Below are 23,978 nucleotides of genomic sequence, written 5' to 3' on the forward strand. Positions count from 1 at the left end.
CGTTGGTCGGCTGCTCCCGCAGCGGCGCATCCAATATTCCAGCCGACCAACGGTCGGCTCTACCGAATTCTCATCCCCCAAGTGGACCTGACCCCCATGAGCAACAAAGACGTCGTTCTCGCCTTCTCCGGCGGCCTGGATACCAGCTTCTGCGTGCCGTACCTGCAGGAGCGCGGCTACAACGTGCACACCGTGTTCGCCGACACCGGCGGCGTCGATGATGAAGAGCGTGATTTCATCGAGAAGCGCGCCGCCGAACTGGGCGTGGCGAGCCACCTCACCGTCAACGGTGGCCCGGCCATCTGGGAAGGCTTCGTCAAGCCGTTCGTGTGGGCCGGCGAAGGCTACCAGGGCCAGTACCCGCTGCTGGTCTCGGACCGCTACCTGATCGTCGATGCCGCGCTGAAGCGTGCTGCCGAGCTGGGCACCAACATCATCGCCCACGGTTGCACCGGCATGGGCAACGACCAGGTCCGCTTCGACCTGGCCGTGAAGGCGCTGGGCGACTACCAGATCATCGCGCCGATCCGCGAGATCCAGAAGGAACACACCCAGACCCGCGCCTACGAGCAGAAGTACCTGGAAGAGCGTGGCTTCGGCGTGCGCGCCAAGCAGCAGGCCTACACCATCAACGAGAACCTGCTGGGCCTGACCATGTCCGGCGGCGAGATCGACCGGTGGGAAGCCCCGGGCGAGGGTGCGCGTGGCTGGTGCGCACCGCGCAGCGAGTGGCCGGAGCAGGCCCTGACCGTGACCCTGAAGTTCGTTGAAGGCGAAGCCGTCGAACTGGACGGCAAGGCGCTGCCGGGCGACCAGATCCTGGCCCAGCTCAATAAGCTGTTCGCCCCGTACGGCGTGGGCCGCGGCGTCTACACCGGCGACACCGTGATCGGCCTGAAGGGCCGCATCGTGTTCGAGGCCCCGGGCCTGGTTTCGCTGCTGGCCGCACACCGTGCGCTGGAAGATGCGGTGCTGACCAAGCAGCAGAACCGCTTCAAGCCGGACGTGGCGCGCAAGTGGGTGGAGCTGGTGTACGAAGGCTTCTACCACGACCCGCTGAAGACCGACATCGAAGCCTTCCTGAAGTCCTCGCAGGCCAAGGTCAACGGTGAAGTGGTGCTGGAAACCCGTGGTGGCCGCGTCGATGCCGTGGCCGTGAAGTCGCCGCACCTGCTCAACACCAAGGGCGCCACCTACGCGCAGTCGGCCGACTGGGGCGTGGAGGAGGCTGAAGGCTTCATCAAGCTGTTCGGCATGAGCTCCACCGTTTACGCGCAGGTCAACCGCGGTTGACCTGTGACGGTAGTGCCGGCCGCTGGCCGGCACTTACCACCGACATCGTTGCCGGCCAGCGGCCGGCACTACCAGGATTGTTGATTCATGCTTGAACAGACGCTCGATCACCTGCAGGCCCTGGTGTCCTTCGACACCCGCAACCCGCCGCGTGCGATCACCACCGGTGGCATCTTCGATTACCTGCGCGACAACCTGCCCGGCTTCAACGTCGAGGTGATCGACCATGGCGCGGGCGCAGTCAGCCTGTACGCCGTGCGCGGGACGCCGAAGTACCTGTTCAACGTGCACCTGGACACCGTGCCGGACTCGCCGCACTGGAGTGCCGACCCGCATGTGATGCGGCGCCTGGACGACCGTGTGGTCGGCCTGGGCGTGTGTGACATCAAGGGCGCCGCCGCTGCGCTGGTGGCGGCGGCCAATGCCAGCGATGGCGATGCCGCCTTCCTGTTCTCCAGCGACGAGGAAGCCAACGATCCGCGCTGTATCGCCGCGTTCCTGGCCCGTGGCCTGCCGTATGAAGCGGTGCTGGTGGCCGAGCCGACCATGAGTGAAGCGGTGCTGGCGCATCGTGGCATCAGCTCGGTGCTGATGCAGTTCGCCGGCCGCGCCGGCCATGCGTCCGGCAAGCAGGACGCGGCCGCCAGCGCGCTGCACCAGGCCATGCGCTGGGGCAACCGTGCACTGGACCATGTGGAATCGCTGGCCTCGGCCCGCTTCGGCGGGCTGACCGGGCTGCGCTTCAACATCGGTCGCGTCGAAGGCGGGATCAAGGCCAACATGATCGCACCGGCTGCTGAGGTGCGCTTCGGGTTCCGCCCGCTGCCGTCGATGGACATTGATGGCCTGCTGGCGACCTTCGCCGGTTTCGCCGAACCGGAAGCCGCCGTGTTCACCGAAACGTTCCGTGGCCCCAGCCTGCCGGCCGGTGACATCGCCGAGGCCGAGAACCGCCGCCTGCTGGCGCGCGATGTGGCCGATGCGCTGGAGCTGCCGATCGGCAACGCGGTGGACTTCTGGACCGAGGCCTCGCTGTTCTCCGCCGGTGGCTACACCACGCTGGTGTTCGGCCCGGGCGACATCGCCCAGGCCCACACCGCCGATGAGTTCGTGACGCTGGAGCAGCTGCAGCGCTACACCGACGCCGTGCATCGCATCATCGCCGCCGGCGCCTGATCGACCCTACAACGCCGCCCGGCCCTGGCCGGGTGGAACTGCAACGCGGCGACCGCCGCCTGTGACGAAACCGAAATGTCTCCTGCCCTCCAGCCCCACCGCCAGACCCGCCAGACCATCGTGCGCCTGCTTTCCAGCATGGCCAGCGCGAAGGAGATCAGCCAGTACCTCAAGCGCTTCTCGCAGCTGGACGCCAAGCGCTTCGCCGTGGTCAAGGTCGGCGGCGCGGTGCTGCGCGACGACCTCGACGCGCTGACCTCTTCGCTGTCGTTCCTGCAGGAAGTCGGGCTGACCCCGATCGTGCTGCACGGCGCCGGCCCGCAGCTGGATGCCGAACTGTCGGCCGCCGGCATCGAGAAGCAGACCGTCAACGGCCTGCGCGTGACGTCGCCGGAAGCGCTGGCGATCGTGCGCCGGGTGTTCCAGCAGTCCAACCTGCGCCTGGTCGAGGCGCTGCAGCAGAACGGCGCGCGCGCCACCTCGATCACCGGCGGCGTGTTCGAGGCCCAGTACCTGGACGTGGACACCTACGGCCTGGTCGGCGAGGTGAAGAAGGTCAACCTGGCACCGATCGAGGCCAGCCTGCGTGCCGGGTCGATCCCGGTCATCACCAGCCTGGGCGAGACCGCTGGCGGCCAGATCCTCAACGTCAACGCCGACTTCGCCGCCAACGAGCTGGTGCAGGAACTGCAGCCATACAAGATCATCTTCCTGACCGGCACTGGCGGCCTGCTGGACGAGCAGGGCAACGTGATCGATTCGATCAACCTGTCCACCGAGTACGACCACCTGATCGCGCAGCCGTGGATCCACGGCGGCATGAAGGTGAAGATCGAACAGATCAAGGATCTGCTCGATCGCCTGCCGCTGGAATCGTCGGTGTCGATCACGCGCCCGGCCGATCTGGCCAAGGAACTGTTCACCCACAAGGGTTCGGGGACGCTTGTGCGCAAGGGCGAGAAGGTGCTGCGCGCCACCGCCTGGAACGCGCTGGACCTGCCGCGCCTGAAGGGCCTGATCGAATCCAGCTTCGGCCGCACCCTGGTGCCGGAGTACTTCGAAAAGACGAAGCTGCTGCGCGCCTACGTCAGCGAGAACTACCGCACCGCGGTGATCCTCACCGACGAGGCCGAGGGCGTGTACCTGGACAAGTTCGCCGTGCTCGACGATGCGCAGGGCGAGGGCCTGGGCCGCGCGGTCTGGAACGTGATGCTGGAGGAAACCCCGCAGCTGTTCTGGCGTTCGCGCCATGGCAATCCGATCAACCACTTCTATTACGCTGAATCCGACGGCTGCTACAAGCAGGACCACTGGAAGGTGTTCTGGTTCGGCGCCGACGGCATCGACCGGATCAAGACCTATGTCGACCATTGCGCTCGGCGCGCGCCGAGCCTGCAGGGCTGAACACATGAACCATGCCGACTGGACCAAGGTCCCTACGCTGGCGGGCACCCATGCGCGGCTGGAGCCGCTGCAGATGGGGCATATCGATGGCCTGCGCGGCGCGCTTGGCGATGGCGCGTTGTCCAGGCTCTGGTACACCCAGGTGCCCGATGCGAAGACCATGGCCGGCTACGTGCAGGCAGCGCTGCAGGCGCAGGCCGAAGGCAGGGTGCTGCCGTTCGTGGTGTTCGATGCCAACGACCAGATTGTCGGCACCACCCGCTACTACGATCTGCAAGCGGACGTGCCGCGCCTGAGTATCGGTTACACCTGGTATGGCGAGTCTGCGCAACGCACCGGGGTCAACACCGAGACCAAGCTGATGCTGCTCAGCCACGCGTTCGAGCGGTTGCAGTGCCTGAGCGTCGTGTTCGAGACCAGCTGGTTCAACTTCACTTCGCGCACCGCCATCGCACGCCTCGGCGCCAAGCAGGATGGCGTGCTGCGCAACCACAAGCGGCACGCCGACGGCACGCCGCGCGACACCGTCATCTTCTCCATCATCGATGCGGAATGGCAGGGCGTGAAGCGCCACCTGCAGTACCGCCTGGACAGCCACGCATGAACGATTCGACTTTCACCCTGGGCATCGTCGGGGCCCGCGGCCATACCGGCGCCGAGCTGATCAAGCTGGTGGCCGCCCATCCGCGCCTGGATCTGGCCTTCGTCTCCTCGCGCGAACGCGCCGGGCAGCGCCTGTCCGACCACCACCCGGAATTCCAGGGCGAGCTGCAGTACGAGAACCTGGATGTCGACGCGGTGGCCGCCAAAGGCGTGGACGCGGTAATCCTGGCCCTGCCCAACGGCCTGGCCGCACCGTTCGTGGCCGCGCTTGAAGCCGCCAAGCCGGACACCGTCATCGTCGATCTCTCGGCCGACTACCGCTTCGACAACAGCTGGTATTACGGCCTGCCGGAGCTGACCCGCGGCCGCTACAACGGCCAGAAGCACATCAGCAACCCGGGCTGCTATGCCACGGCGATGCAGCTGGCGGTGCATCCGCTGCTGGACCTGCTGGCCGGCCCGCCGCAGTGCTTCGGTGTCTCCGGCTACTCCGGTGCCGGTACCACGCCGTCGGACAAGAACAACGTCGAACTGCTGGCCGACAACCTGATGCCGTATGCGCTGACCAACCACGTGCACGAGCGCGAGGTGTCGGTGCAGCTGGGCGTGGCCGTCGAGTTCATGCCGCACGTCGCGCCGCATTTCCGCGGCATCACGCTGACCGCCAACCTGTGGCTGAACCGCGTGCAGACCCGCGAACAGATCGTCGAGCGCTTCCAGCAGGCCTATGCCGGCGAACCCCTGATCGAAGTGGTGGATGAAGCGCCGTGGGTCAGCCGCATCGCCGGCCGCCACGGTGCCCAGGTCGGTGGCTTCACCCTGGCCCCGGGCGGCAAGCGGGTGGTGGTGGTGGCGACCCTGGACAACCTGCTCAAGGGCGCGGCCACCCAGGCCATGCAGAACCTCAACCTCGCGCTGGGCATCGACGAACTGACGTCGATCCCGCACTGAACACGCCTTCCGGAGCCCCCATGGCAGACCTTCTTTGGCAGAAGCCCGGCGTCGCTGTCGACGCCCAGATCCAGACCTTCCTCGCCGGCGACGACGTGATCCTCGACCGCGAGTTCTTCCTGCATGACATCGCTGCCAGCGCCGCGCATGCGCAGGGCCTGCAGCACATCAGCATCCTCAGCGCCGACGAGCTGGCAGGCCTGCTGCGCGAGCTCGACGTGCTGGCGCAGGATTTCCGTGAAGGCCGCTTCGTGCTGGATACGCAGTACGAAGACGGTCACTCAGCAATCGAAGCGCGTTTGACCGAACGCCTCGGCGACGCTGGCCGCAAGATCCACACCGGCCGCAGCCGCAATGACCAGATCCTGGTCGCCACCCGCCTGTGGCTGAAGGAGAAGCTGCTGCGCGTGGCCGGGCTCAGCACCGACGTGGCCAAGATCGCGCTGGACCGTGCGCAGGCCGAGAAGGACCTGCCGATTCCCGGCTATACCCATATCCAGCGCGCCGTGGTTTCTTCGGCCGGCATGTGGTGGGCCGGATGGGCCGAGGCCTTCATCGACAACGCCATCCGCGCCCGTGACACCCATGCGCTGGTCGACGCCAATCCGCTCGGCACCGCCGCCGGCTACGGGGTGAACCTGCCGCTGGACCGCGAGCACACCACGGCCGCGCTCGGTTTCGCGCGCATGCAGATCTCGCCGATCTACGCACAGCTGTCGCGCGGTAAGTTCGAGCTGGCCGCGCTGGAAGCACTCGGTGGCGCTACGCTGGACCTGCGCCGCATCGCCTGGGACCTGTCGCTGTTCACCAGCGCCGAGTTCGGCTTCGTCGCGCTGCCGGCGCAGTACACCACCGGCAGTTCGATCATGCCCAACAAGCGCAACCCGGACGTGATCGAGCTGATGCGCGCGACCCACGCCAGCGTCGCCGCCGCGCGCACCGAGATCGAGCAGCTGCTGTCGCTGCCTTCGGGCTATCACCGTGACCTGCAGTCGTCCAAGGGCGCCATCTTCCACGGCTTCGGCCGTGGCCTGGCCGCGCTGGAACTGCTGCCGGCGCTGCTGGCCAATCTGGAGTGGCGTGACGACAGGCTGCGCGCAGCGATCGATTCGGGCATGTATGCCACCGACGTCGCCGTGGAAGCGGCGGTGGCCGGTGTGCCGTTCCGCGAGGCCTACAAGGCCGCTGCAGCCGGTGCCGACAGCGCAGGGCAGGGACGTACCCCGGAAGGCAGCCTGGCTGCGCGTGTATCGCCGGGCTCGGCCGCCGATCTGCGCCTGGACGAACTGCGCGCACGCTGGCAGGCGCTGTCCTGATGGCGGGCACTGTCTACCTGGTGATGGCGATGCGCCGGCCGGACTTCAACGATGCGGCGGTGCAGCCGCACCGCGATTTCCTCGAGGCGTTGCAGGCACAGGGAAGGCTGCAGCTGACCGGTGGTTTCGCCGATGGCAGCGGTGGCGCCTATGTGCTGTGCAATGTCGAGAGCCTGGAACAGGCGCGGGCCATCGTCGCCACCGATCCGCTGGTGACGATGCACGCTTCCGAGCTGACCGTGCACGAATGGAATACCCGCTGAGGCCCTGACCGATGACCCTGCACGCCGCCACCGTCGCTTCGCCGTTCCCGCAACAGGCGCTGCCGCCATGGCGGCGTGCGGTGCTGAAGGTCGGCAGCAGCCTGCTGGCGGCCGATGGTGGCGGCCTGTCGCCACGCCACGCGCTGGGCCTGGCCCAGTTTGTATCCGCCAACGTACTGGCTGGGCGCGAGGTGGTGATCGTCTCCTCCGGCGCGGTTGCGGCGGGGCGCGCGATCCTGCCGCGGGCCGATGAACCCGGTGCGGCGATGGCGGCGCGCCAGGCCCTGGCCGCGCTCGGCCAGGCGCAGCTGATCGGGCTCTGGCAGCGCTTCTTCGAGCGCCCGGTGGCGCAGGTGCTGCTGACCCACGACGACCTGCGCAACCGCCGCCGCTACCTCAATGCACGCGCCACGCTGAGCGAACTGCTGCGGCTGGGTGCGCTGCCGGTGGTCAACGAGAACGACACCGTATCGGTGGACGAGCTCAAGCTCGGTGACAACGACAACCTGGCCGCGACCGTGGCCGCGCTGGTCGATGCCGATGCACTGTTCATCGCCACCGACATCGACGGCCTGTACAGCGCAGATCCGCGCACCGTGGCCGACGCGCGGCCACTGCACGACGTGCCGGAACTGAGTGACGATGTGCTGGCGATGGCCGGCGGCGCCGGCTCGCGCGCCGGCACCGGCGGCATGCGTACCAAGCTTGAGGCGGCGGCCAAGGCGGGCCGCCTTGGCATCGAGACCTACCTGTTCAACGGCCGCAGCAGCGATGTGGTGCGCGCGCTGGCGCAGGACCGCCTGTTCGGCACCCGCATCCACGCCGCACGCAGCCGCGAGGCTGCCCGCAAGCACTGGCTGCGGCACGCGCCGCTGGCCGAGGGCGCGATCGTCGTCGATGCCGGTGCGGCACAGGCGATGCGGGAGAAGGGCGCCTCGCTGCTGCCCGGCGGCATCACCGCTGCCGAGGGGGCATTCCGGCGCGGCGACATGGTGGAGGTGTGCTGGATCGCACCGCAGGGGCGTGTCTGTGTCGCCCGCGGCGTCAGCCAGTACGCGGCCGACGACGTGCGCCGGATCGCCGGCCATCATTCGCGCGACATCCAGGCCGTGCTGGGCTACAACTACGGTGGTAGCGTCGTCCATCGTGACGACCTGGTGCTGCCATGACCGGTTTGAAGGACACCCCGATGAGCGAAATCGAAGCCCAGGCGCGCGCCTGCCGTGATGCAGCGCAGATCGTTGCCGGCCTGGACAGTGCGGCGCGACGCATGCTGCTGCTGGCGATGGCGCAGGCCCTGGAAGTAAATGCCGGACTGATCCTGGCCGGCAACGCACGCGACCTCGCCGCCGCGCGCGACAAGGGCGTTGGCAGTGCCATGCTCGACCGCCTCGCACTGGACCCGCCGCGGCTGTTCGCGATGGCCGAGGCGGTGCGCGAGGTGGCCGCGCTGCCTGACCCGGTCGGCCAGGTGACGCGCGACGACGTACGTCCCAACGGCATCCGCGTGCAGAAGGTGCGCGTGCCGCTGGGCGTGATCGCGATGATCTATGAGGCGCGCCCGAACGTGACGGCCGAAGCCGCCGCGCTGTGCCTGAAGGCCGGCAATGGCGTGATCCTGCGCGGTGGTTCCGAAGCGATCCACTCCAATACCGCCATCGCCCAGGCGCTGGCCGGTGCATTGAAGGCCAACGGCGTACCGCCGGCGGCGGTGACCGTGCTCACCGACCTGCGCCGCGAGGCGATGCTGGAACTGCTGCAGCTGCATGAGCTGATCGACTTGGCCATTCCGCGTGGCGGCGAAGGCCTGATCCGTTTCGTGGCCGAGCACGCGCGCGTGCCGGTGATCAAGCATTACAAGGGGGTGTGCCACCTGTTCGTGGACGCCAGCGCCGACCTCGGCAAGGCCATCGACCTGCTGGTGGACGGCAAGTGCAGCCGGCCGGCGGCGTGCAATTCGCTGGAGACGCTGCTGGTGCACCGCGCCGTGGCTGACGCGTTCCTGCCGCGCGTGGCGCAGGCGCTGGGTGAGCGTGGGGTGCAGCTGCGCGCCGATGCGCAGGCGCAGCCGTTGCTGCCGGGCAGCACGGCGGCGACCGAGGAGGATTACGCCGCCGAGTTCCTCGATCTGGTGCTGGCGGTGCGCGTGGTCGATGATCTTGATGCAGCCATCGCGCACATCCGCACCTATACCTCCGACCACACCGAAGTGATCGCCACCGAGGACACCGGCCACGCCGAGCGCTTCGTCAACGCGCTGCGCTCGGCGGTGGTGATGGTCAACGCTTCGTCGCGCTTCTCCGATGGTGGCCAGCTGGGCCTGGGCAGTGAGATCGGTATTTCCACCACGCGCCTGCACGCCTACGGCCCGATGGGCTTGGAAGCCCTCACCGTTGAACGATTTGTCGTGCGCGGCGAAGGGCAGACGCGTACATAAGTAGGTCCACGCCTCGCGTGGATGCTCTTCGCGGCAAACCCCGGTGCCGACCAAGGTCGGCACCCACCAGGCCCAAGCGCCGACCAAGGTCGGCAGCTACCAAAGCAAGCGCCGACCCAGGTCGGCAGCTACACCACCTCGCGGCGGATGCCGACCGGCCGTGCGTGATCATCCATGTGCAGCGTGGCGGCCTTGCAGCCCATCAGGCGTTCGGCCAGCCCGGTGCTGGCGCCCAGATCGGCGGCCACTTCGTTGAGGCTGGCCAGGGGCCGCGGCAGGCGGCGTTCGCGGCCACGGAAGCGGGCGCGGTTGTACTCGGCCCAGGCGATCAGCAGCACGCTGGCGCACAGCAGCATCAATGGCAGCGCGACCAGCACGTACGGGTCGAACTGGTTCTGCCGTTCGTAGAGCTGCCGCCAGGCCAGCTGGCCACCGATCAACCACGAGAGCAGGGTCACCAGGGGGGCCCACAGATAGAAGTAGAAGCCCCAGAACGCCAGGGTGACGAAGCCCCAAGCCGTGCGCTGGAAGTGTGGCTGGCGATGCGGCTTGCGGATCATCCGCGAGTCGAAGCGGTTGGACGGGCGTTGCGCGTTCATCGGATCCCCCGGTCAGGGCTGGTCCAGGTGGCGCGCTTGCTGCGACGGCGCAGCAGCGTCTTGGGCAGCGCCACCAGGGTGGTGGAAAGGCTGATCAGCCAGTACGCCATCGGGTACCAGATGACCCAGAAGTAATTGCGTCCAATCTGTGTTTCGTAACGCCGGTCGATGATGAGGCTGCTGGCGAACTGCAGCAGGCAGACCAGCGCCAGGATCACGCCATGCCACTCCGGCAGCAGGCTGGCGATATGCAGCTGCGGCGGCAGCTCGATGAACTTGCCCAGTGCCCACAGCAGCACGATGAACAGCATCGTGTAGGCCCAGACCACGCTCAGCACGTACTCCAGCAGCACGCCCCACATGCGCCGCTCTTTCCAGTGCAGCAGCGAGCGCGCGTGGCGCAGCATCACTTCCACGCCGCCCTGGGCCCAGCGCAGGCGCTGCCGCCAGAGGCCCTTGAGCGTCTCCGGCATCAGGATGAAGCACAGCGCATTGGGTTCGTAGCGGATGTCCCAGTGCGCGCGCTGCAGGCGCCAGCTGATGTCGATGTCCTCGGTCACCATGTCATCCGACCACCAGCCGACCTGGTGCAGGGCAGTGCGGCGGAAGCCGGCGATCACGCCGGAGATGGTGAAGATGCGGCCATACACGCGCTGTGCCCGCTTGATCATGCCGATGATCGAGGAGAATTCCGCCACCTGCAGGCGTCCGAGCAGGGTGGAGCGGTTGCGGATGCGCGGGTTGCCGGTGACCGCACCGACCCGGTTGCCACTGACCAGGTGCCAGACCATCCAGTGCAGTGCATGCTCTTCCAGCATCGCATCGCCATCGATGCACACCAGGTACTCCGAGCGTGCGGCCAGTGCGCCCATGCGCAGCGCATTGGCCTTGCCCAGGTTGCGGTCCAGGTGCAGCACGCGAAGCCGTGGATGCCTTGCCGCCAGCGCATCCAGCCGTGCGCCGGTGTCATCGCTGCTGCCATCGTCGATGGCGATCACTTCGTAATCGGCGGGGTAGCGCTGGGCCAGCGCCGCAGTGAGCGTGTCGTCCAGGTTTTCTGCTTCGTTGTGGCAGGGCACCAGCAAGGTCGCGAAGGGAGGGGCGATCATCAAGGGCGGATCGTTGCGCGGACGTGAGTGACGCTCGCGCCGGAAGTAGTAGTACAGGCCACCGGACATCCAGAAGAACGCCATCACCATCGGGTAGTAGAAGGCGAACTGGAACAGGACCTGCAGCAGCGGATGCATGTCCACGTCACTTCTCCGGGTACGGGAAGTTGCCGGCGGACATTGCCGCGCGGGCATCGCGGGTGGAGGGCTGGTCGGCGATGAAGTCATCGGGGTACCAGGCGAAGTGGTGCACGCCCTGCGCCTGCAACTGGCGGATCTGCGCACGCAGGCGCCCGGCGGGAATCGGCTGCCCGCTGCGCCAATCGACGGTCTGCAGCTCGAACAGCGTGTGCTGAAGCTGCGGGTCGTGCGCGCGTACCGCGGCCAGCAACTGGTCGAGCCAGCGCTCGGGGTGCCTGCTGCCTTCCATCCACGGCATCGCCATCAGCGCCGTCTGGTCGTAGGCCTTGTTGAACAGTTCCAGGCGCTGCGCGAACCAAGCTTCGCTCTGCGGGCGGAGTACCGGCTCGGCATACAGGTTGCGCACCGTTGCCAGTTTCGGCCGCCAGCGCTGCGCGCTGTTGCGCAGAGCCAGGGTGAAGTCGATCAGTGCCTGGGTACGTGCGCTGCCATCTTCGCCGGCCGCCAGGGCGGGCAGCTCGGTGTCGCGCAGGTAGCCGTCGTCATGGAACAGCAGGCCTTCGAAGTAGGAATTGACCGCCAGGTCCTCGTAGATGTCGAGCATGATCTGCCTGGCCTTCGGGTTGGTGAAATCCAACCGGTACATGCCGTCGGCATCCCCATTGCGGATCGCCAGCACCTTGCGCTGCTCCGGGTCGGGCAGTTCGAAGCCGAGCACTGGCAACCACGCGTAGACCTTCACGCCCGCGCGGGATTTCAGCTGCCAGGCGACGCGGCTGAACAGGTCCGCCCGCATCGGCATGTGCCGGTTCGGGAAATACAGCGCATCGGCGGTGTTGTTGCCGTCCGGGTCGGCAAAGGCCTGCAGATAGACATGGGTCGGCGCGATGCGCTTGACCCGCTCGATCAATGCATCGAGATTGCGTGCCTGCTGCGCTGGATCCGGGTCATACATGTCATCCAGATCGATCTGCAGGGCGCGGATGCCATCGAGCGCCACGTCTCGGCGCAGTTCGTAGGCCAGGCCTTCCACGGTCGGGTTGTTGCTCACCAGCAATCGTGCCAGCCCGTGCAGGTCGCTGGCCACTGGCGTGCTACGGCCTTCCAGGTCGAACGAAACCGGCATGCCCAGCTGCTCGGCGATGTCGTTGCTCAACTGGTTGTACGCGGCATATGGCCAGACGATGGCGCGCGGGCGCACGCCCAGGTGCTGCTGGATGCGCTGCACGCTGCGCGAAAGATCAGTGCGCAGGCGCTGCTCATACTGTGTCCCGCTCTCGTAGCTGCGCGTGGCCGGGGTGTAGATGCGGGTGACCACGGCGGGCGTGGAGTTTCCCTGCGGATTGGCAAGCACGCCGTGGTGCAGGTCGTCGGTATGGCTGGCCACTTCGATCAGGCCACTGTCGTGCATCTGCTTCAGCTGCGCCCAGGTCACGAAGTCATCGTGGCCGAACGGGCGGTAGCCGTAGTCGATGGTGCGGCCCGGTGCCATGTCCACGTAATCGGTGATCACCGCCACCAGGGCCGGGTAGTGGTAGGCCTGCAGCAGCGGGAAGGCCTTGTCGTAGACGCTGCGCAGGCCATCGTCGAAGGTCAGCAGCACCGGCTTGGGAGGCAGCGTGGCGCGGCCCTGCGAGGCCTCGATCAGCTGCGACAGCGAAACCGGGTGGTAGCCGTGCGCGCCCAGCCAGTCAAGGTGCGCGGCGAAGTTCTGCGTGCTCACCGCATAGGAATCGGCATCACCCTTGGCGGCCACCTTGTCGCGGATGTCGTGGTAGCTGAGGATCAGCAGGCCGTTGTCGATCGCATCAAGATGCAGGGGCTGCTGCGCGAACGCCGGTGGCACGCAGGCCAGCAGCAGGAGCACGATCAGTCGCAGGAAGCGGGCCATGTCAGTCTCCCCAGCGCAATGCGGCTTCGAAGCCGATATGGCGCTCGCGATGGCCGTCGTAGACCGGTCGTGACCACCGCACGCCATACTCGAACACGCGGCCAGGGCCCAGCTGCCACTCGTGCATGTAGGACACCGACGGCACCAGCGCGCTGCCGAAGCCGTCCTGCCAGTAGTCGCCCAGCGAGACGGTCAGCCGGTGCCGGAAGTGGCGCTCGTAGTGCCGCCACAGCTGCTGGTCGATGCGCAGGCCGATCTCGACCATGCGGTCGCGCTTCGGGTTGAAGTAGGGCGCATCATCGCGGCTGCCGCGACTGGTGTAGGCACTGGCCAGGCCATCGACCAGCCAGCGTGGGCGGGTCAGCAGGCGCTGTTGGACGCTGGTGCCGAACAGCTCGCGGTGGTTGCCGTCGTCATAGCGGAAGCGGCTCGCGCCGAACGTCCAGTGGGTGAGCTCGCTGCGCCGGTAGTCCACCTGTGCGCTCACACTGTCGGCGGTGATGCCGGCCGCGCGCGCCTGCATCGAGGCCTCCGGGTCATTGCGTGCGACCACCACGCCGGCGTGCCAGGAATCGTTGAACTGCCAGCCGACGCCGACGCGCAGGCCGGTGTCGCCGATGTGATCGTTGGCGCGCAGGACCGCCGCTTCCGCATCCAGCTGCCCGAAGCGGTAACGCACGCCCGCACCCAGCCACAGGGGATCGATGCGCTGGTCCTGGAAGTCGGTCACGCGACGGTCGGCGAGGGCGAACAACCGCCAGCGGTCATCAAGGACCGGCGTCTCCACGTCCACGCCGTAGTGGCGGTCGTTGTTGCCCAGGGGCGAAGTACCACCGCCCCCGGAGCTGCGGCCGATGTCGGTCCATGCCTTCAGCTGCCAGCCGCGATGCGCGCGCCAGGCCTGGTCCATGCGTTCGACTGCCGGCTGGGTGGGGTAGCGTGCGACCAGGTCATCGTGCAGCGGCCGCGCCAGGTCGTCGCGCTGCAGGGCGACATAGGCCTCTTCCATGCCCAGCCGCGGTTCGATGTCCCGCGGATCGAGCGCGTGTGCCATCTGCTGGCGCTGCAGCGCCCGGCGTGGCCAGCCGCGCATCATGTAGACGCTGCCCAGCGCACTCTGCAGCCCGCCGTTGCCGGGTGCGATCTCGACCATCGACTCCAGGTCGTGCTGCGCGGTGTGCAGGTCGCCGCTGTAGGCGCGCACCATCGCCAGGTTGAGATCGGCCTCGTAGCGCGACCAGTTCGCGTACGGCGACTTGCCGTTGCTCCAGCGCCACGCCGGCTCCTTGTCGCGCCATGCCTGCAGCAGGTCGATGGCCTTTTCCTGCTGCTCGCTTTCCAGGTAGGCGTAAGCCAGTTCCGAATGCGAGGCGTCGCGCGTCGGGTCGCCAGCGACGGCCGCCTGCAGCACCGGGATGGCTTCTTCAGGGTGCAGGGTGCCCATCAACGAATCGCCCACTGCGGGCAGCACGTAGTCGGGCAGGGTGTGGCCTTCGGCCTGCAGTGCCCGCGCTTCCTCGCGGACCTGTGCATGGCGGCCCAGCCGGTTGAGCAGGATCAGCCGGTCCATGCGGATCCGCAGTGGTGCCTGCGAGGGCGGGGTGCCTTCGCCGCCGAGGTAGCGCTGCATGCGGGCCAGGGTCGATTCGGCTTCTTCCAGGCGGCTGTCCTCGCTGCTGCTGTAGGCCAGGCTCCAGACCACCAGCTTGGCCAGGTAGTCGCCTTCCAGGCGCTGTTTCTGCGCAGCGTCGAACAGTTGCGGGCGCTGCTGGTACAGCTCCCACGCACGCCAGGCGTTGCCGATGTCGCCCAGCGTCAATACGCGCAGCTTGAACAGCAGGTCGTCGTTGGGTTGCTGTTGGCTGGCGCGCTCGATCGCGCCCAGGGCGTCCAGCCAACGCGCCTGGTCTCGATAGCGGCCGATCTCGGCCAACGCTGCTTCGCGGTCGGGCGGGGCAGCGCTGCTGGCCCAGGCCAGGGCGGTGCAGGCGAGGCCGACGCAGAGCGCCAGCCGGCGGTGGACAACCATTGGGGACCCCCTTGGCTTCCGAACCAGACAACCTGAAAAATGTGACGCACATCACATGCCAGCTTTTGGCGTGGCCGTGGCCCGCGTCACTCCCTTCGTGCATTCCCGCCCAGCGAAGACGGATACAACCCGGACAGCGACCTGCGATGTCTTGTCTGAAACGAAAGTCCCCCGCACACCGAGTGGTGGCCCGGGCGGCGCTGCCGCCCCCATGCCCGATGCCGGCACGCGGCAAGGATGGGCATTCGTGGGCACTATCCGCCCGGAATTGTCAGCCCGGCGTCAAAATGCGCAGACGGGCTGACGAATGGTAGGTGGGCCCGGTTGCGGGCCCCACGTGGCTTACCAGAGATCTTCCAGCTTGCGCGGCTTGCAGGCCACCCACGAGGCGCACAGCATCAGGGCGGCGCAGCCGAACAGGAAGCTGAACGGGAGGGTCCAGCCGTCGCTGACCGTGTGCAGCCAGCCGACCAGGAACGGGCCCAGGCAGCCGAAGCTGTAGCCCACGCCCTGCATGAAGCCGGACAGCGCCGCCGAGCCGGTCGGGGTGCGGGTGCGCAGGTTGATCAGGGTCAGTGCCAGCGGGAAGGTGGATGGGCCGACGCCGAGCAGGCAGGCCCACAGCAGGGGGGCCTTCATCGGTGCCAGCAGCAGGCCGGTGAAGGCGATCACGAACGAGAAAAAGCCGATCAGCACCAGCGGGAACGGGTTCTGCATGCGCACCGCCATCGACGGAATGACCAGCGATGGCAGCAGGCCCAGCGCCGAGAACACGGCGACCATCACGCCACCGAACGCGGGCGTGCCACCGGCCTCGACCACGATGCGCGGCAGCCAGGTGAACATCGAGTAGGTCATCAGCGAGGTCATGCCGAACATCAGCGTCATGCTCCAGCCCAGTGACGTGCGCCAGACCTTGCCATGCGGCTGCGCGGTCGGATCGGACGCGTCGGACTGCGGCTTCGGCGCGCGCGTGGCCAGCACCAGCCACGGCAGTGCGGCAGCCAGCGCCAGCAGCGCCCACATGCCCAGCGACACGCGCCAGCCTGCGGCGTTGGCCACCGGCACCGCCAGCAGTGCCGGCAGCATCGTGCCCAGTTGCAGCACGCTGATGTAGAGCGTGCTCATGGTGCCGACCTTGTTGGCGAAATAGCGCTTCACCAGCGGCGGCACCACCACGTTGCCGATGCCCATGCCGGCCAGTGCCACCACCGAACCCAACAGCAGCGTGCCGACGTTGCCGGCGCTGGAACGCAGCAGCAGGCCGGCCATCGCCATCACCATCGCCAGCAGCGTGGTGCGCTCCAGCCCGAGGCGCCGCGCCAGTGCCGGCGTGGCCACGCCGAACAGTGCGAACGACGCGGTCGGCAGCATGCCCAGCACGCCGGTCATGGTGGTACCGAAACCGAACTGCTGGCCGAGCACGTCCAGCAGCGGGGTGATCGAGGTGACCGCGGTGCGCAGGTTGATCGCTGCCAGCAGGATCGCGGCGAATGCGAGGACGCGGCCGTGCAGCAGCGACGGCGAATCGGAAGGGGAGGAACTCATCGGTGGTCCTTGCAGGTGTCGCACGCCGGGGCAATGGCATGCAGCGCCGGCATCGGTCTACGCCGAAGCGGCAGGTGGGGGAGGGGCTGCTGGCGGGCCGGCAGCGCGGCCATTGTACGTGCGGGCTCCGGCAAGGTCCCGTCATGCGGGCGGCCAGGTGCCTGATACAAAAAAACCCGGAGGACAGTGATGTCTTCCAGGCTTCTTGGTGACCACCGAAGTGGTCGGGGAGACAGGATTCGAACCTGCGACCTCTACGTCCCGAACGTAGCGCTCTACCAGACTGAGCTACACCCCGAAGGGAGCCGCCTATTCTAGCGATTCACCCCGATGGCGGCAAGGGGTGAATGCTGTTTTCTTCACACTGCCGAAGCAGTGCCACTTCAGGGAACAAAAAAGCCTGGACGACTTCACCAGGCTTCAATGCGACCACCGAAGTGGTCGGGGAGACAGGATTCGAACCTGCGACCTCTACGTCCCGAACGTAGCGCTCTACCAGACTGAGCTACACCCCGAAGGAGCCGCCTAAGATACCGTGTGAAGGCCAAGGCGGCAAGGTTTTTTTACAGCTCAGCGACGATTTTCTTTCTCGATGCGGTTCTGCTCGCGGGCTTCGAACCACATGCCGTTGAGGATGGCCACCGTCGAGGCGAGGCCGGCACCGAGAATCCAGGCGAAATACCACATGATCAGTCTCCTTCATTCCGGGTAGGTGCCGACCGTTGGTCGGCACACGTGCAAGCAATCAATACGCGTTCGGGTTGTTGCCCATCTCTTCGGTGGTGGTCTTGCCCTTCAGCACGCGGTACACCCAGGTGGTGTAGGCGAGGATGATCGGCAGGAACACCGCCGTGGCCAGCAGCATGATCCACAGGGTCAGGTGGCTGGACGAGGCATCCCACACGGTCAGGCTGGAGGTGGGCTGGCTCGAGGACGGCAGCAGGAACGGGAAGATGGCGAAGCCGACGGTCAGGATGATGCCGGCGATGGCCGCACCGGAGGCGATGAAGGCCAGGCCGCCGCGGCGGGCACGCAGCAGCACCGCACTGGCGAGCAGGCCGGCCAGGCCGAGCAGCGGGGCCAGGATCGTGGCCGGCATCGTGCTGTAGTTGCGCATCCAGCCACCGGCGGCGCCGAGTTCGGCGGTCTTCAGCAGCGGATTGGTGGCGCCGTCGGTGACCACCTGCGAGGTGATCTGGTAACCCGGCAGGCCGAAGGCCACCCAGGCGCCGCCGACCGCAAAGAGCACGAAAGCGATGATCGCGGCGATGCTGCCGAAGCGGGCCGCACGCTCGGCCACCGGGCCGTCGGTCTTCAGCACCAGCATGGCGGCACCGTGGGCGACCAGCATCGACACGCTGAGCAGGCCGGCCAGCAGTGCGAAGGGCATCAGCAGGCCGAAGAACGAGCCGGTGTAGAAGATGCGCATGCTGTCATCGAAGTGGAACGGCACGCCCAGCACCACGTTGCCCACCGCCACGCCCATGATCAGCGCCGGTATGAAGCCACCGATGAACAGCGCCCAGTCCCAGGTGTTGCGCCAGCGCTCGCTGGGCATCTTGCTGCGGAACTTGAAGCCGACCGGACGCAGGATCAGGGCGAACAGGATCACGAACATCGCCAGGTAGAACCCGGAGAAGCTGACCGCGTAGAGCGGCGGCCAGGCGGCGAAGATCGCGCCGCCGCCCAGGATCAGCCACACCTGGTTGCCTTCCCAGACCGGACCAATGGTATTGATCACCAGCCGGCGCTCAGCGTCGTTGCGGGCGACGAAGGGCAGCAGGGTGCCCACGCCCAGGTCGAAACCATCCATCACGGCGAAACCGATCAGCAGGATGCCGAGCAGCAGCCACCAGATCACGCGCAGCGTGGTGTAGTCCAGAAGAATGAAATCCATCTTGGTTCTCCTGCCTCAGGCCTGGCCGGCGGCCGGCGCCGAGGCATTGTGGGAAGCATGCGGCTGGGGCGACTGCAGCGACGGCAGCACCTCGTCCGGACCCTTGCGGATCGCCTTGAGCATCAGCTTGATCTCGACCACGATCAGCGCGGTGTAGATGGCAGTGAAGCCGGCCAGGGTCAGCACGATTTCATGCAGGGCCAGGCCCGACGCCGCATAGAAGGTCGGCAGCACGCCATCGACCGCCCACGGCTGGCGACCATACTCGGCCACGAACCAGCCGCACTCGATCGCGATCCACGGTGCCGGCAGCGTCCACAGGGCCAGCTTGAGGAACCAGCGCTTGTCCTGGAAGTTGTTGCGGCACGAGTAGTAGAAGGCCAGCGCGAAGAAGGCGATCAGGTAGAAGCCCAGGCCGGCCATCACGCGGAAGGTCCAGAACAACGGCATCACGCGCGGCACCGTGTCCATCGCCGCCTGCGAGATCTCCTGCGGGGTGGCGTTGAGGATGTCATCGCGATAGCGCTTGAGCAGCAGGCCGTGGCCCAGGTCCTGCCAGTGGCGGTCGAACATCTCGCGCGCTTCAACGTCGTTCTTGTTGGCGCGCAGGCGTTCCAATGCACCGTAGGCCAGCTGGCCGCCACGCACGCGGTGTTCGGCGCGCTCGACCAGTTCCAGGATGCCGGGAATCGGCTGGTTCAACGAGCGGGTGGCGATCAGGCCCATCAGGTAGGGGATCTTCACCGCGTAGTCGTTCTGGTGAGTCTCCTGGTTGGGGATGCCGAAGGCGGTGAAGTCGGCCGGCGCTCGCTCGGTCTCCCACATCGCCTCGATCGCGGCCAGCTTCATCTTCTGGTGTTCGCTGGCGGCGTAACCGCTCTCGTCACCCAGCACGACCACCGACAGCGATGACAGCAGGCCGAACGCCGCGGCCACCGCAAACGAACGACGGGCCAGGTCCTTGTGCTTGTTGCGCAGCAGGAACAAGGCGCTGATCGCCATCACGAACACCGCACCGGTCACGTAGCCGGCGCTGACGGTGTGCACGAACTTGGCCTGCGCCACCGGGTTGAACACCACCGCCATGAAGTCGACCACTTCCATGCGCATGGTTTCCGGGTTGAACACCGCACCGGTCGGGTTCTGCATCCAGCCATTGGCCACCAGGATCCAGATCGCCGACAGGTTGGTCCCCAGCGCCATCAGCCAGGTCACCATCAGGTGCTTGACCTTGCTCAGGCGGTTCCAGCCGAAGAAGAACAGGCCGACGAAGGTCGCTTCCAGGAAGAACGCCATCAGGCCTTCGATCGCCAGTGGCGCACCGAAGATGTCACCCACGTAGTGGCTGTAGTAGGACCAGTTCATGCCGAACTGGAATTCCATGACGATGCCGGTGGCAACGCCCATGGCGAAGTTGATGCCGAACAGGACGCCCCAGAACAGGGTCATCCTGCGCCAGATCTCCTTGCCGGTCATCACGTACACGCTCTCCATGATGGCCACCATGAAGGACAGGCCGAGGGTGAGCGGTACGAATAGGAAGTGGTACATCGCGGTCAGCGCGAATTGCAGCCGCGACAGTTCTACGACTGTCTGATCAATCATGGCCTGGCTACCTCGTTGGATAGTGCCGTTGCAGGTGGCGGGAAGGGTGGTCTACGACGTGAATGATGTGACCGACTACTTCAAACAGCCTTGATCCAGATCAATGTATGAACAGGTGCCCCGGTTGATCGTATGCCAACCTGATGAAGACTGCGACCGCCGGCCGCAGGGGCGGGCTATTGCCTGCGCCTACAATGCCGTGTCTCCCCCGTTGCCCGTGAAGACCTCTTGAGCGCTGCCGAAACGACCCCTGACGGCCTGTCCCCGGAAGCTGAAACCGCCCGCCAGCGGCGTGTGCGCACGGCCTGGCTGGCCGACCTGGCACGCTCCGCCCGGGGCCGCCAGCGCCTGGCCGCGCTGTGCATCAGCCTGTCCGGCGCGCTGTTGATCGGCCAGGCTGCCGCCATCGCCTGGCTGGTGCAGCAGGTGCTGGTGGAGCGCGTGCCGCTGGCCTCTGGCCTGCCGGTGCTGGCGGGATTGGCGGTGATCCTGGTGCTGCGCACCCTGCTGGGCAGCGCCACCCAGGCCGCCGCCGGTGACGTGGCCGACGCCGCCCGGCTGGCACTGCGCGAACGCGTGTTCGCGCGCCTGCTGGGCCAGGGCCCGCTCTGGCTGCGGCAGCGCCGTACCGGTGAACTGGGCGAACTGATGCTGCATCACGGTGATGCGATCGAGAGCTATTACAGCGGCTTCCTGCCGGTGCGCACCGAAGTGGTGGTGGTGCCGCTGCTGATCCTGGCCGCTGTCGCCTGGGTGGACTGGGTGGTGGCGCTGATCCTGCTGTTCACCGCGCCGCTGGTGCCGTTCTTCATGATGCTGGTGGGCTGGGGCGCTGAAGCCGCCGGGCGCGCGCAGCTGGGCGAACTGGCGCGCATGAGCGGCCATTTCGCCGACCGCATCAAGGGCCTGGGCCTGCTGCGCCTGTATGGCCGCGGCGAAGCCGAACTGGCCGGCATCGAGGCCGCCGCCGAAGGCGTGCGCGTGCGCACCCTAAAGGTGCTGCGCATCGCCTTCCTGTCGTCCACCGTGCTGGAATTCTTCGCCTCGGTGAGCGTGGCGATGGTGGCGCTGTACCTGGGCCTGAGCTATCTGGGCATGATGTCGCTGCATGCAGCGGTGCCGACGCTGGGTGCGGGCCTGTTCTGCCTGCTGCTGGCGCCGGAGTTCTATGCGCCGCTGCGACGGCTGGCTGCGCACTACCATGATCGCGCCAATGCACTGGCCGCCGCCGCCGAAGTGGAGCGCCTGCTGCAGTCGCTGCCGGACGAGCAGGGCCTGATCGAGAACGAGGTTGCGCCGCTGGCGGTGGAGCCGGCCGAGGCCGCCTTGCCGCCACTGCAGGCGCAAGGACTGGTACTGCGCCCGTTGGGTGCGCCGCAGGATGTGCTGCGGGATCTGGACCTGCTGCTGGAGCCGGGCCAACGCCTGGCCCTGGTCGGTCCCAGCGGGTCCGGCAAAAGCACGCTGCTGGAGGCGCTGGCCGGTTGGTTGCCGCCGCGTGCCGGCAAGCTGCAGCTGCGCCCCGGCGTGCAGGTGGCCTATGCCAGCCAGCGACCGTACCTGTTCCATGGCAGCATCGCCGACAATCTGCGCCTGGCCGATCCCGCAGCCAGCGATGCGCGGTTGCGCGCGGTGGCCGAGGCTTCGCAGGTCCTGCAGTTTGCCCAGCGCCTGCCGCAGGGGCTGGACACGGTGATCGGCGAACGCGGCTTCGGCCTGTCCGGTGGTGAAGCCCGCCGCATTGGCCTGGCCCGCCTGCTGCTGCGCGACCCGCAGGTGCTGCTGCTGGACGAACCCACCGCGTTCCTCGATGCCGATACCGAGGCGGCGCTGCTGCGCAGCCTGGCCGCGTATGCGCGCGGGCGCAGCGTAGTGGTCGCCACCCACAGCCCGGCGGTGATCGCCTGGGCCGATCGTTGCGTGCTGTTGCCGGAAGGCCGCCTGGTCGAGCCGGCACAGGCGGTGCGCGCATGAGCCGTTCGCCTGATTCGCTGCGCGCGGTATTCCTGCGCCACCGGCCGCGCCTGTTGCTGACCCTGCTGCTGCTGTGGACCACGATGCTGGCCGGCACGGCGCTGCTGGGCCTGTCCGGTGGTTTCCTCACGGCGGCCGCGCTGGCCGGTGCGGCCGGCCTCGGCCAGGGCTTCAACTTCTTCTCACCCTCGGCCGGCATCCGTGGCCTGACCATGGCGCGCATCGTGTCGCGCTACTTCGAAAAGCTGGTCGGCCACGATGCCACGCTGCGCATCGCCCGCGACCTGCGCGTGTGGTTCTTCCGCCGCGCGCTGCCACTGGCGCCGGCACGATTGGGCGCCACGCGCACCGGCGAGCTGCTGGCGCGGCTGCTGGGGGACATCGGCGAAGTGGATGGGCTGCTGGTGCGTGCGATCGGGCCGCTGGTGGCGCTGGGCGCGCTGTCGCTGGTGGCGGTTGCCTCGGCAGCGCTGATCCTGCCCTCGGCGGCGGTACTGCTGGCGGTGCTGGCGCTGCTGATCGCCTTCGGCGTGCCGTGGCTGGGCGTGCGTGGCCATGACGACGAAGAGGCCGATCGTGCCGCGCACCGCGCGGCGTTGCGCACCGCTGCATTCGAAGGGCTGGAGGGGGCCGGTGACCTGGCTGCGCTGCATGCCGATGCAGCTTGGCAGCTGAAGGTACGCGTGGCCGCCAAGCAGCTGGCCTCGCGTGATCGTCGTCGGCGTTGGCGCCTGATCGCGGCCTCGACCCTGCACGGCCTGGTGGCGGGGCTGGGCCTGGTGGCGATGCTGGCGTTGGCCCTGCACGCCGCCGAACAGCAGCACATCGCGCCGGAAATGGCCGCGGGCCTCGTCTTCCTGACCGTGGCGCTGATCGAACTTTGGGCCGGCATGGGCTTGGCCTGGCAGTCGCTGCAGTCCGGGCGCATTGCTGCTGACCGCCTGCAGGCCATCGTCGAACAACCGCCGACGGTGGAGGATCCGCAGACGCCGCAGCCGGTACCCCAGGTGGCGCGCGTGCATTGGGATGACGTGCACTTCCAGTGGCCAGGTGCCGCGCGGCCGGTGTTGTCCGGCCTGCAGCTGACCCTGGCGCCGGGAGAACGCATCGCGATCCGTGGCGACAGCGGCAGCGGCAAGACCACGCTGTCCAGCCTGCTGCTGCGGTTGTGGGATCCGCAACAGGGGCGAATCACCTATGGCGGACGCGACCTGCGCGACGTCGCCCAGGCCGAGTGGCACCGCCAGCTGGCCTGGCTTCCGCAGAACGCACCGGTGTTTGCCGGCAGCGTGGCCGAGAACCTGCGGCTGGGGGATCCCGACGCCCGTGATGCCGCGTTGTGGGCGGTCCTTCGTCGCGTGCGCCTGGGCGACTGGGCCGAGCGCAACGGTGGCCTGCAGGCCTGGGTGGGCGAGAACGGCGCGACGATGTCGGCCGGCCAGGCACGACGCCTGGCGCTGGCGCGCGCGCTGCTGCGCAATGCGCCGATCCTGCTGCTGGACGAACCCACCGAAGGCCTGGATGTGGATACCGCACGTGCGCTGTTGCAGGACCTTTCCGGGTTGCTGGACGGGCGCAGCCTGCTGATGATCACCCACGACGACCTGCCCGAAGGCGTGGTCGATGCGCAGTACCGGTTGCGCGACGGGGTGTTGGAGCGCGAAGTGCTTCGGTAGATGCCGACCTTGGTCGGCACATCCACGCATGGCGTGGATCTACTGTAGAGCCGAGCCCATGCTCGG

19 protein-coding genes and 2 tRNA genes are annotated in these 23,978 nt (G+C 67.5%); 11 read left to right on the forward strand and 10 right to left on the reverse strand.

Going from position 1 to position 23,978, the window contains the following annotated elements:
* Nucleotides 1-96 precede the first annotated feature (96 nt).
* From VG556_RS08485 to VG556_RS08525, 9 genes are all read left to right on the forward strand, one after another.
* Nucleotides 97-1,293 (forward strand): argininosuccinate synthase, encoded by a 1,197-nt coding sequence (locus tag VG556_RS08485; RefSeq protein ID WP_014647787.1) that lies wholly within the window; start codon nucleotides 97-99, stop codon nucleotides 1,291-1,293.
* Between the two features lie 87 nt (nucleotides 1,294-1,380).
* Nucleotides 1,381-2,469, forward strand: coding sequence for an acetylornithine deacetylase (locus tag VG556_RS08490; protein WP_014647786.1), 1,089 nt, complete (start codon nucleotides 1,381-1,383; stop codon nucleotides 2,467-2,469).
* Between the two features lie 75 nt (nucleotides 2,470-2,544).
* Nucleotides 2,545-3,873 carry an acetylglutamate kinase gene (locus tag VG556_RS08495; protein ID WP_046431735.1) on the forward strand — a complete coding sequence of 443 codons (1,329 nt, stop codon included), beginning with the start codon at nucleotides 2,545-2,547 and terminating at the stop codon, nucleotides 3,871-3,873.
* A 4-nt stretch (nucleotides 3,874-3,877) separates the two neighbouring features.
* Nucleotides 3,878-4,477, forward strand: coding sequence for a GNAT family N-acetyltransferase (locus VG556_RS08500; protein WP_014647784.1), 600 nt, complete (start codon nucleotides 3,878-3,880; stop codon nucleotides 4,475-4,477).
* Entirely contained in the window at nucleotides 4,474-5,427 is a 954-nt protein-coding gene (argC, locus tag VG556_RS08505; protein WP_049406138.1) for an N-acetyl-gamma-glutamyl-phosphate reductase, read from the forward strand. Before VG556_RS08500 ends, argC begins: the two co-directional genes overlap by 4 nt.
* Before the next feature lie 20 nt (nucleotides 5,428-5,447).
* Nucleotides 5,448-6,743, forward strand: a complete 1,296-nt coding sequence (argH, locus tag VG556_RS08510) for an argininosuccinate lyase (protein WP_069116091.1) — start codon at nucleotides 5,448-5,450, stop codon at nucleotides 6,741-6,743.
* Entirely contained in the window at nucleotides 6,743-7,006 is a 264-nt protein-coding gene (locus VG556_RS08515) for a YciI family protein (protein WP_100450342.1), read from the forward strand. Before argH ends, VG556_RS08515 begins: the two co-directional genes overlap by 1 nt.
* Before the next feature lie 11 nt (nucleotides 7,007-7,017).
* Nucleotides 7,018-8,175, forward strand: coding sequence for a glutamate 5-kinase (gene proB, locus VG556_RS08520; RefSeq protein WP_100450341.1), 1,158 nt, complete (start codon nucleotides 7,018-7,020; stop codon nucleotides 8,173-8,175).
* Nucleotides 8,172-9,443, forward strand: a complete 1,272-nt coding sequence (locus VG556_RS08525) for a glutamate-5-semialdehyde dehydrogenase (RefSeq protein WP_046431726.1) — start codon at nucleotides 8,172-8,174, stop codon at nucleotides 9,441-9,443. The genes proB and VG556_RS08525 overlap by 4 nt, the downstream gene beginning before the upstream one ends.
* Nucleotides 9,444-9,571: 128 nt before the next feature.
* On the opposite strand, the gene pgaD is transcribed toward VG556_RS08525, so the two are convergent.
* The 10 genes from pgaD to VG556_RS08575 form a co-directional block, all read right to left on the reverse strand.
* The gene (gene pgaD / locus VG556_RS08530) at nucleotides 9,572-10,042 is read right to left on the reverse strand and encodes a poly-beta-1,6-N-acetyl-D-glucosamine biosynthesis protein PgaD (RefSeq protein ID WP_014647778.1); all 471 of its coding nucleotides are present in this window, start codon (nucleotides 10,040-10,042) and stop codon (nucleotides 9,572-9,574) included.
* Nucleotides 10,039-11,289, reverse strand: coding sequence for a poly-beta-1,6-N-acetyl-D-glucosamine synthase (gene pgaC, locus VG556_RS08535; RefSeq protein WP_172412062.1), 1,251 nt, complete (start codon nucleotides 11,287-11,289; stop codon nucleotides 10,039-10,041). Before pgaC ends, pgaD begins: the two co-directional genes overlap by 4 nt.
* 7 nt (nucleotides 11,290-11,296) lie before the next feature.
* On the reverse strand, nucleotides 11,297-13,183 hold the full coding sequence (gene pgaB, locus VG556_RS08540) for a poly-beta-1,6-N-acetyl-D-glucosamine N-deacetylase PgaB (RefSeq protein WP_100450340.1): 1,887 nt from the start codon (nucleotides 13,181-13,183) through the stop codon (nucleotides 11,297-11,299).
* A 1-nt stretch (nucleotide 13,184) separates the two neighbouring features.
* Nucleotides 13,185-15,212, reverse strand: a complete 2,028-nt coding sequence (pgaA, locus tag VG556_RS08545; RefSeq protein WP_032956114.1) for a poly-beta-1,6 N-acetyl-D-glucosamine export porin PgaA — start codon at nucleotides 15,210-15,212, stop codon at nucleotides 13,185-13,187.
* Between the two features lie 342 nt (nucleotides 15,213-15,554).
* A complete protein-coding gene (locus VG556_RS08550) occupies nucleotides 15,555-16,760 on the reverse strand; it encodes a CynX/NimT family MFS transporter (RefSeq protein ID WP_111144195.1) in 1,206 nt (401 codons plus the stop codon).
* A 221-nt stretch (nucleotides 16,761-16,981) separates the two neighbouring features.
* Nucleotides 16,982-17,058, reverse strand: a tRNA-Pro gene (locus tag VG556_RS08555).
* Between the two features lie 140 nt (nucleotides 17,059-17,198).
* Nucleotides 17,199-17,275, reverse strand: a tRNA-Pro gene (locus VG556_RS08560).
* A 55-nt stretch (nucleotides 17,276-17,330) separates the two neighbouring features.
* Complete coding sequence (gene cydX, locus VG556_RS08565; RefSeq protein WP_005410354.1) at nucleotides 17,331-17,447, reverse strand: cytochrome bd-I oxidase subunit CydX; 117 nt, start codon at nucleotides 17,445-17,447, stop codon at nucleotides 17,331-17,333.
* Between the two features lie 58 nt (nucleotides 17,448-17,505).
* Nucleotides 17,506-18,657, reverse strand: a complete 1,152-nt coding sequence (gene cydB, locus VG556_RS08570) for a cytochrome d ubiquinol oxidase subunit II (protein WP_014647773.1) — start codon at nucleotides 18,655-18,657, stop codon at nucleotides 17,506-17,508.
* A 15-nt stretch (nucleotides 18,658-18,672) separates the two neighbouring features.
* Complete coding sequence (locus VG556_RS08575) at nucleotides 18,673-20,262, reverse strand: cytochrome ubiquinol oxidase subunit I (RefSeq protein WP_005410352.1); 1,590 nt, start codon at nucleotides 20,260-20,262, stop codon at nucleotides 18,673-18,675.
* A gap of 228 nt (nucleotides 20,263-20,490) precedes the next feature.
* Here VG556_RS08575 and cydD point away from each other — a divergent pair, with 228 nt between their 5' ends.
* Both cydD and cydC read left to right on the forward strand, forming a co-directional pair.
* Nucleotides 20,491-22,236, forward strand: a complete 1,746-nt coding sequence (gene cydD / locus VG556_RS08580) for a thiol reductant ABC exporter subunit CydD (protein ID WP_100450339.1) — start codon at nucleotides 20,491-20,493, stop codon at nucleotides 22,234-22,236.
* Nucleotides 22,233-23,912: a thiol reductant ABC exporter subunit CydC gene (gene cydC, locus VG556_RS08585; RefSeq protein ID WP_100450338.1), complete on the forward strand. Its 1,680-nt coding sequence runs from the start codon at nucleotides 22,233-22,235 to the stop codon at nucleotides 23,910-23,912. Before cydD ends, cydC begins: the two co-directional genes overlap by 4 nt.
* Nucleotides 23,913-23,978: the final 66 nt, after the last annotated feature.

The organism is Stenotrophomonas sp. CASM106 (assembly GCF_049384825.1).
Classification (GTDB): Bacteria; Pseudomonadota; Gammaproteobacteria; order Xanthomonadales; family Xanthomonadaceae; genus Stenotrophomonas; species Stenotrophomonas muris.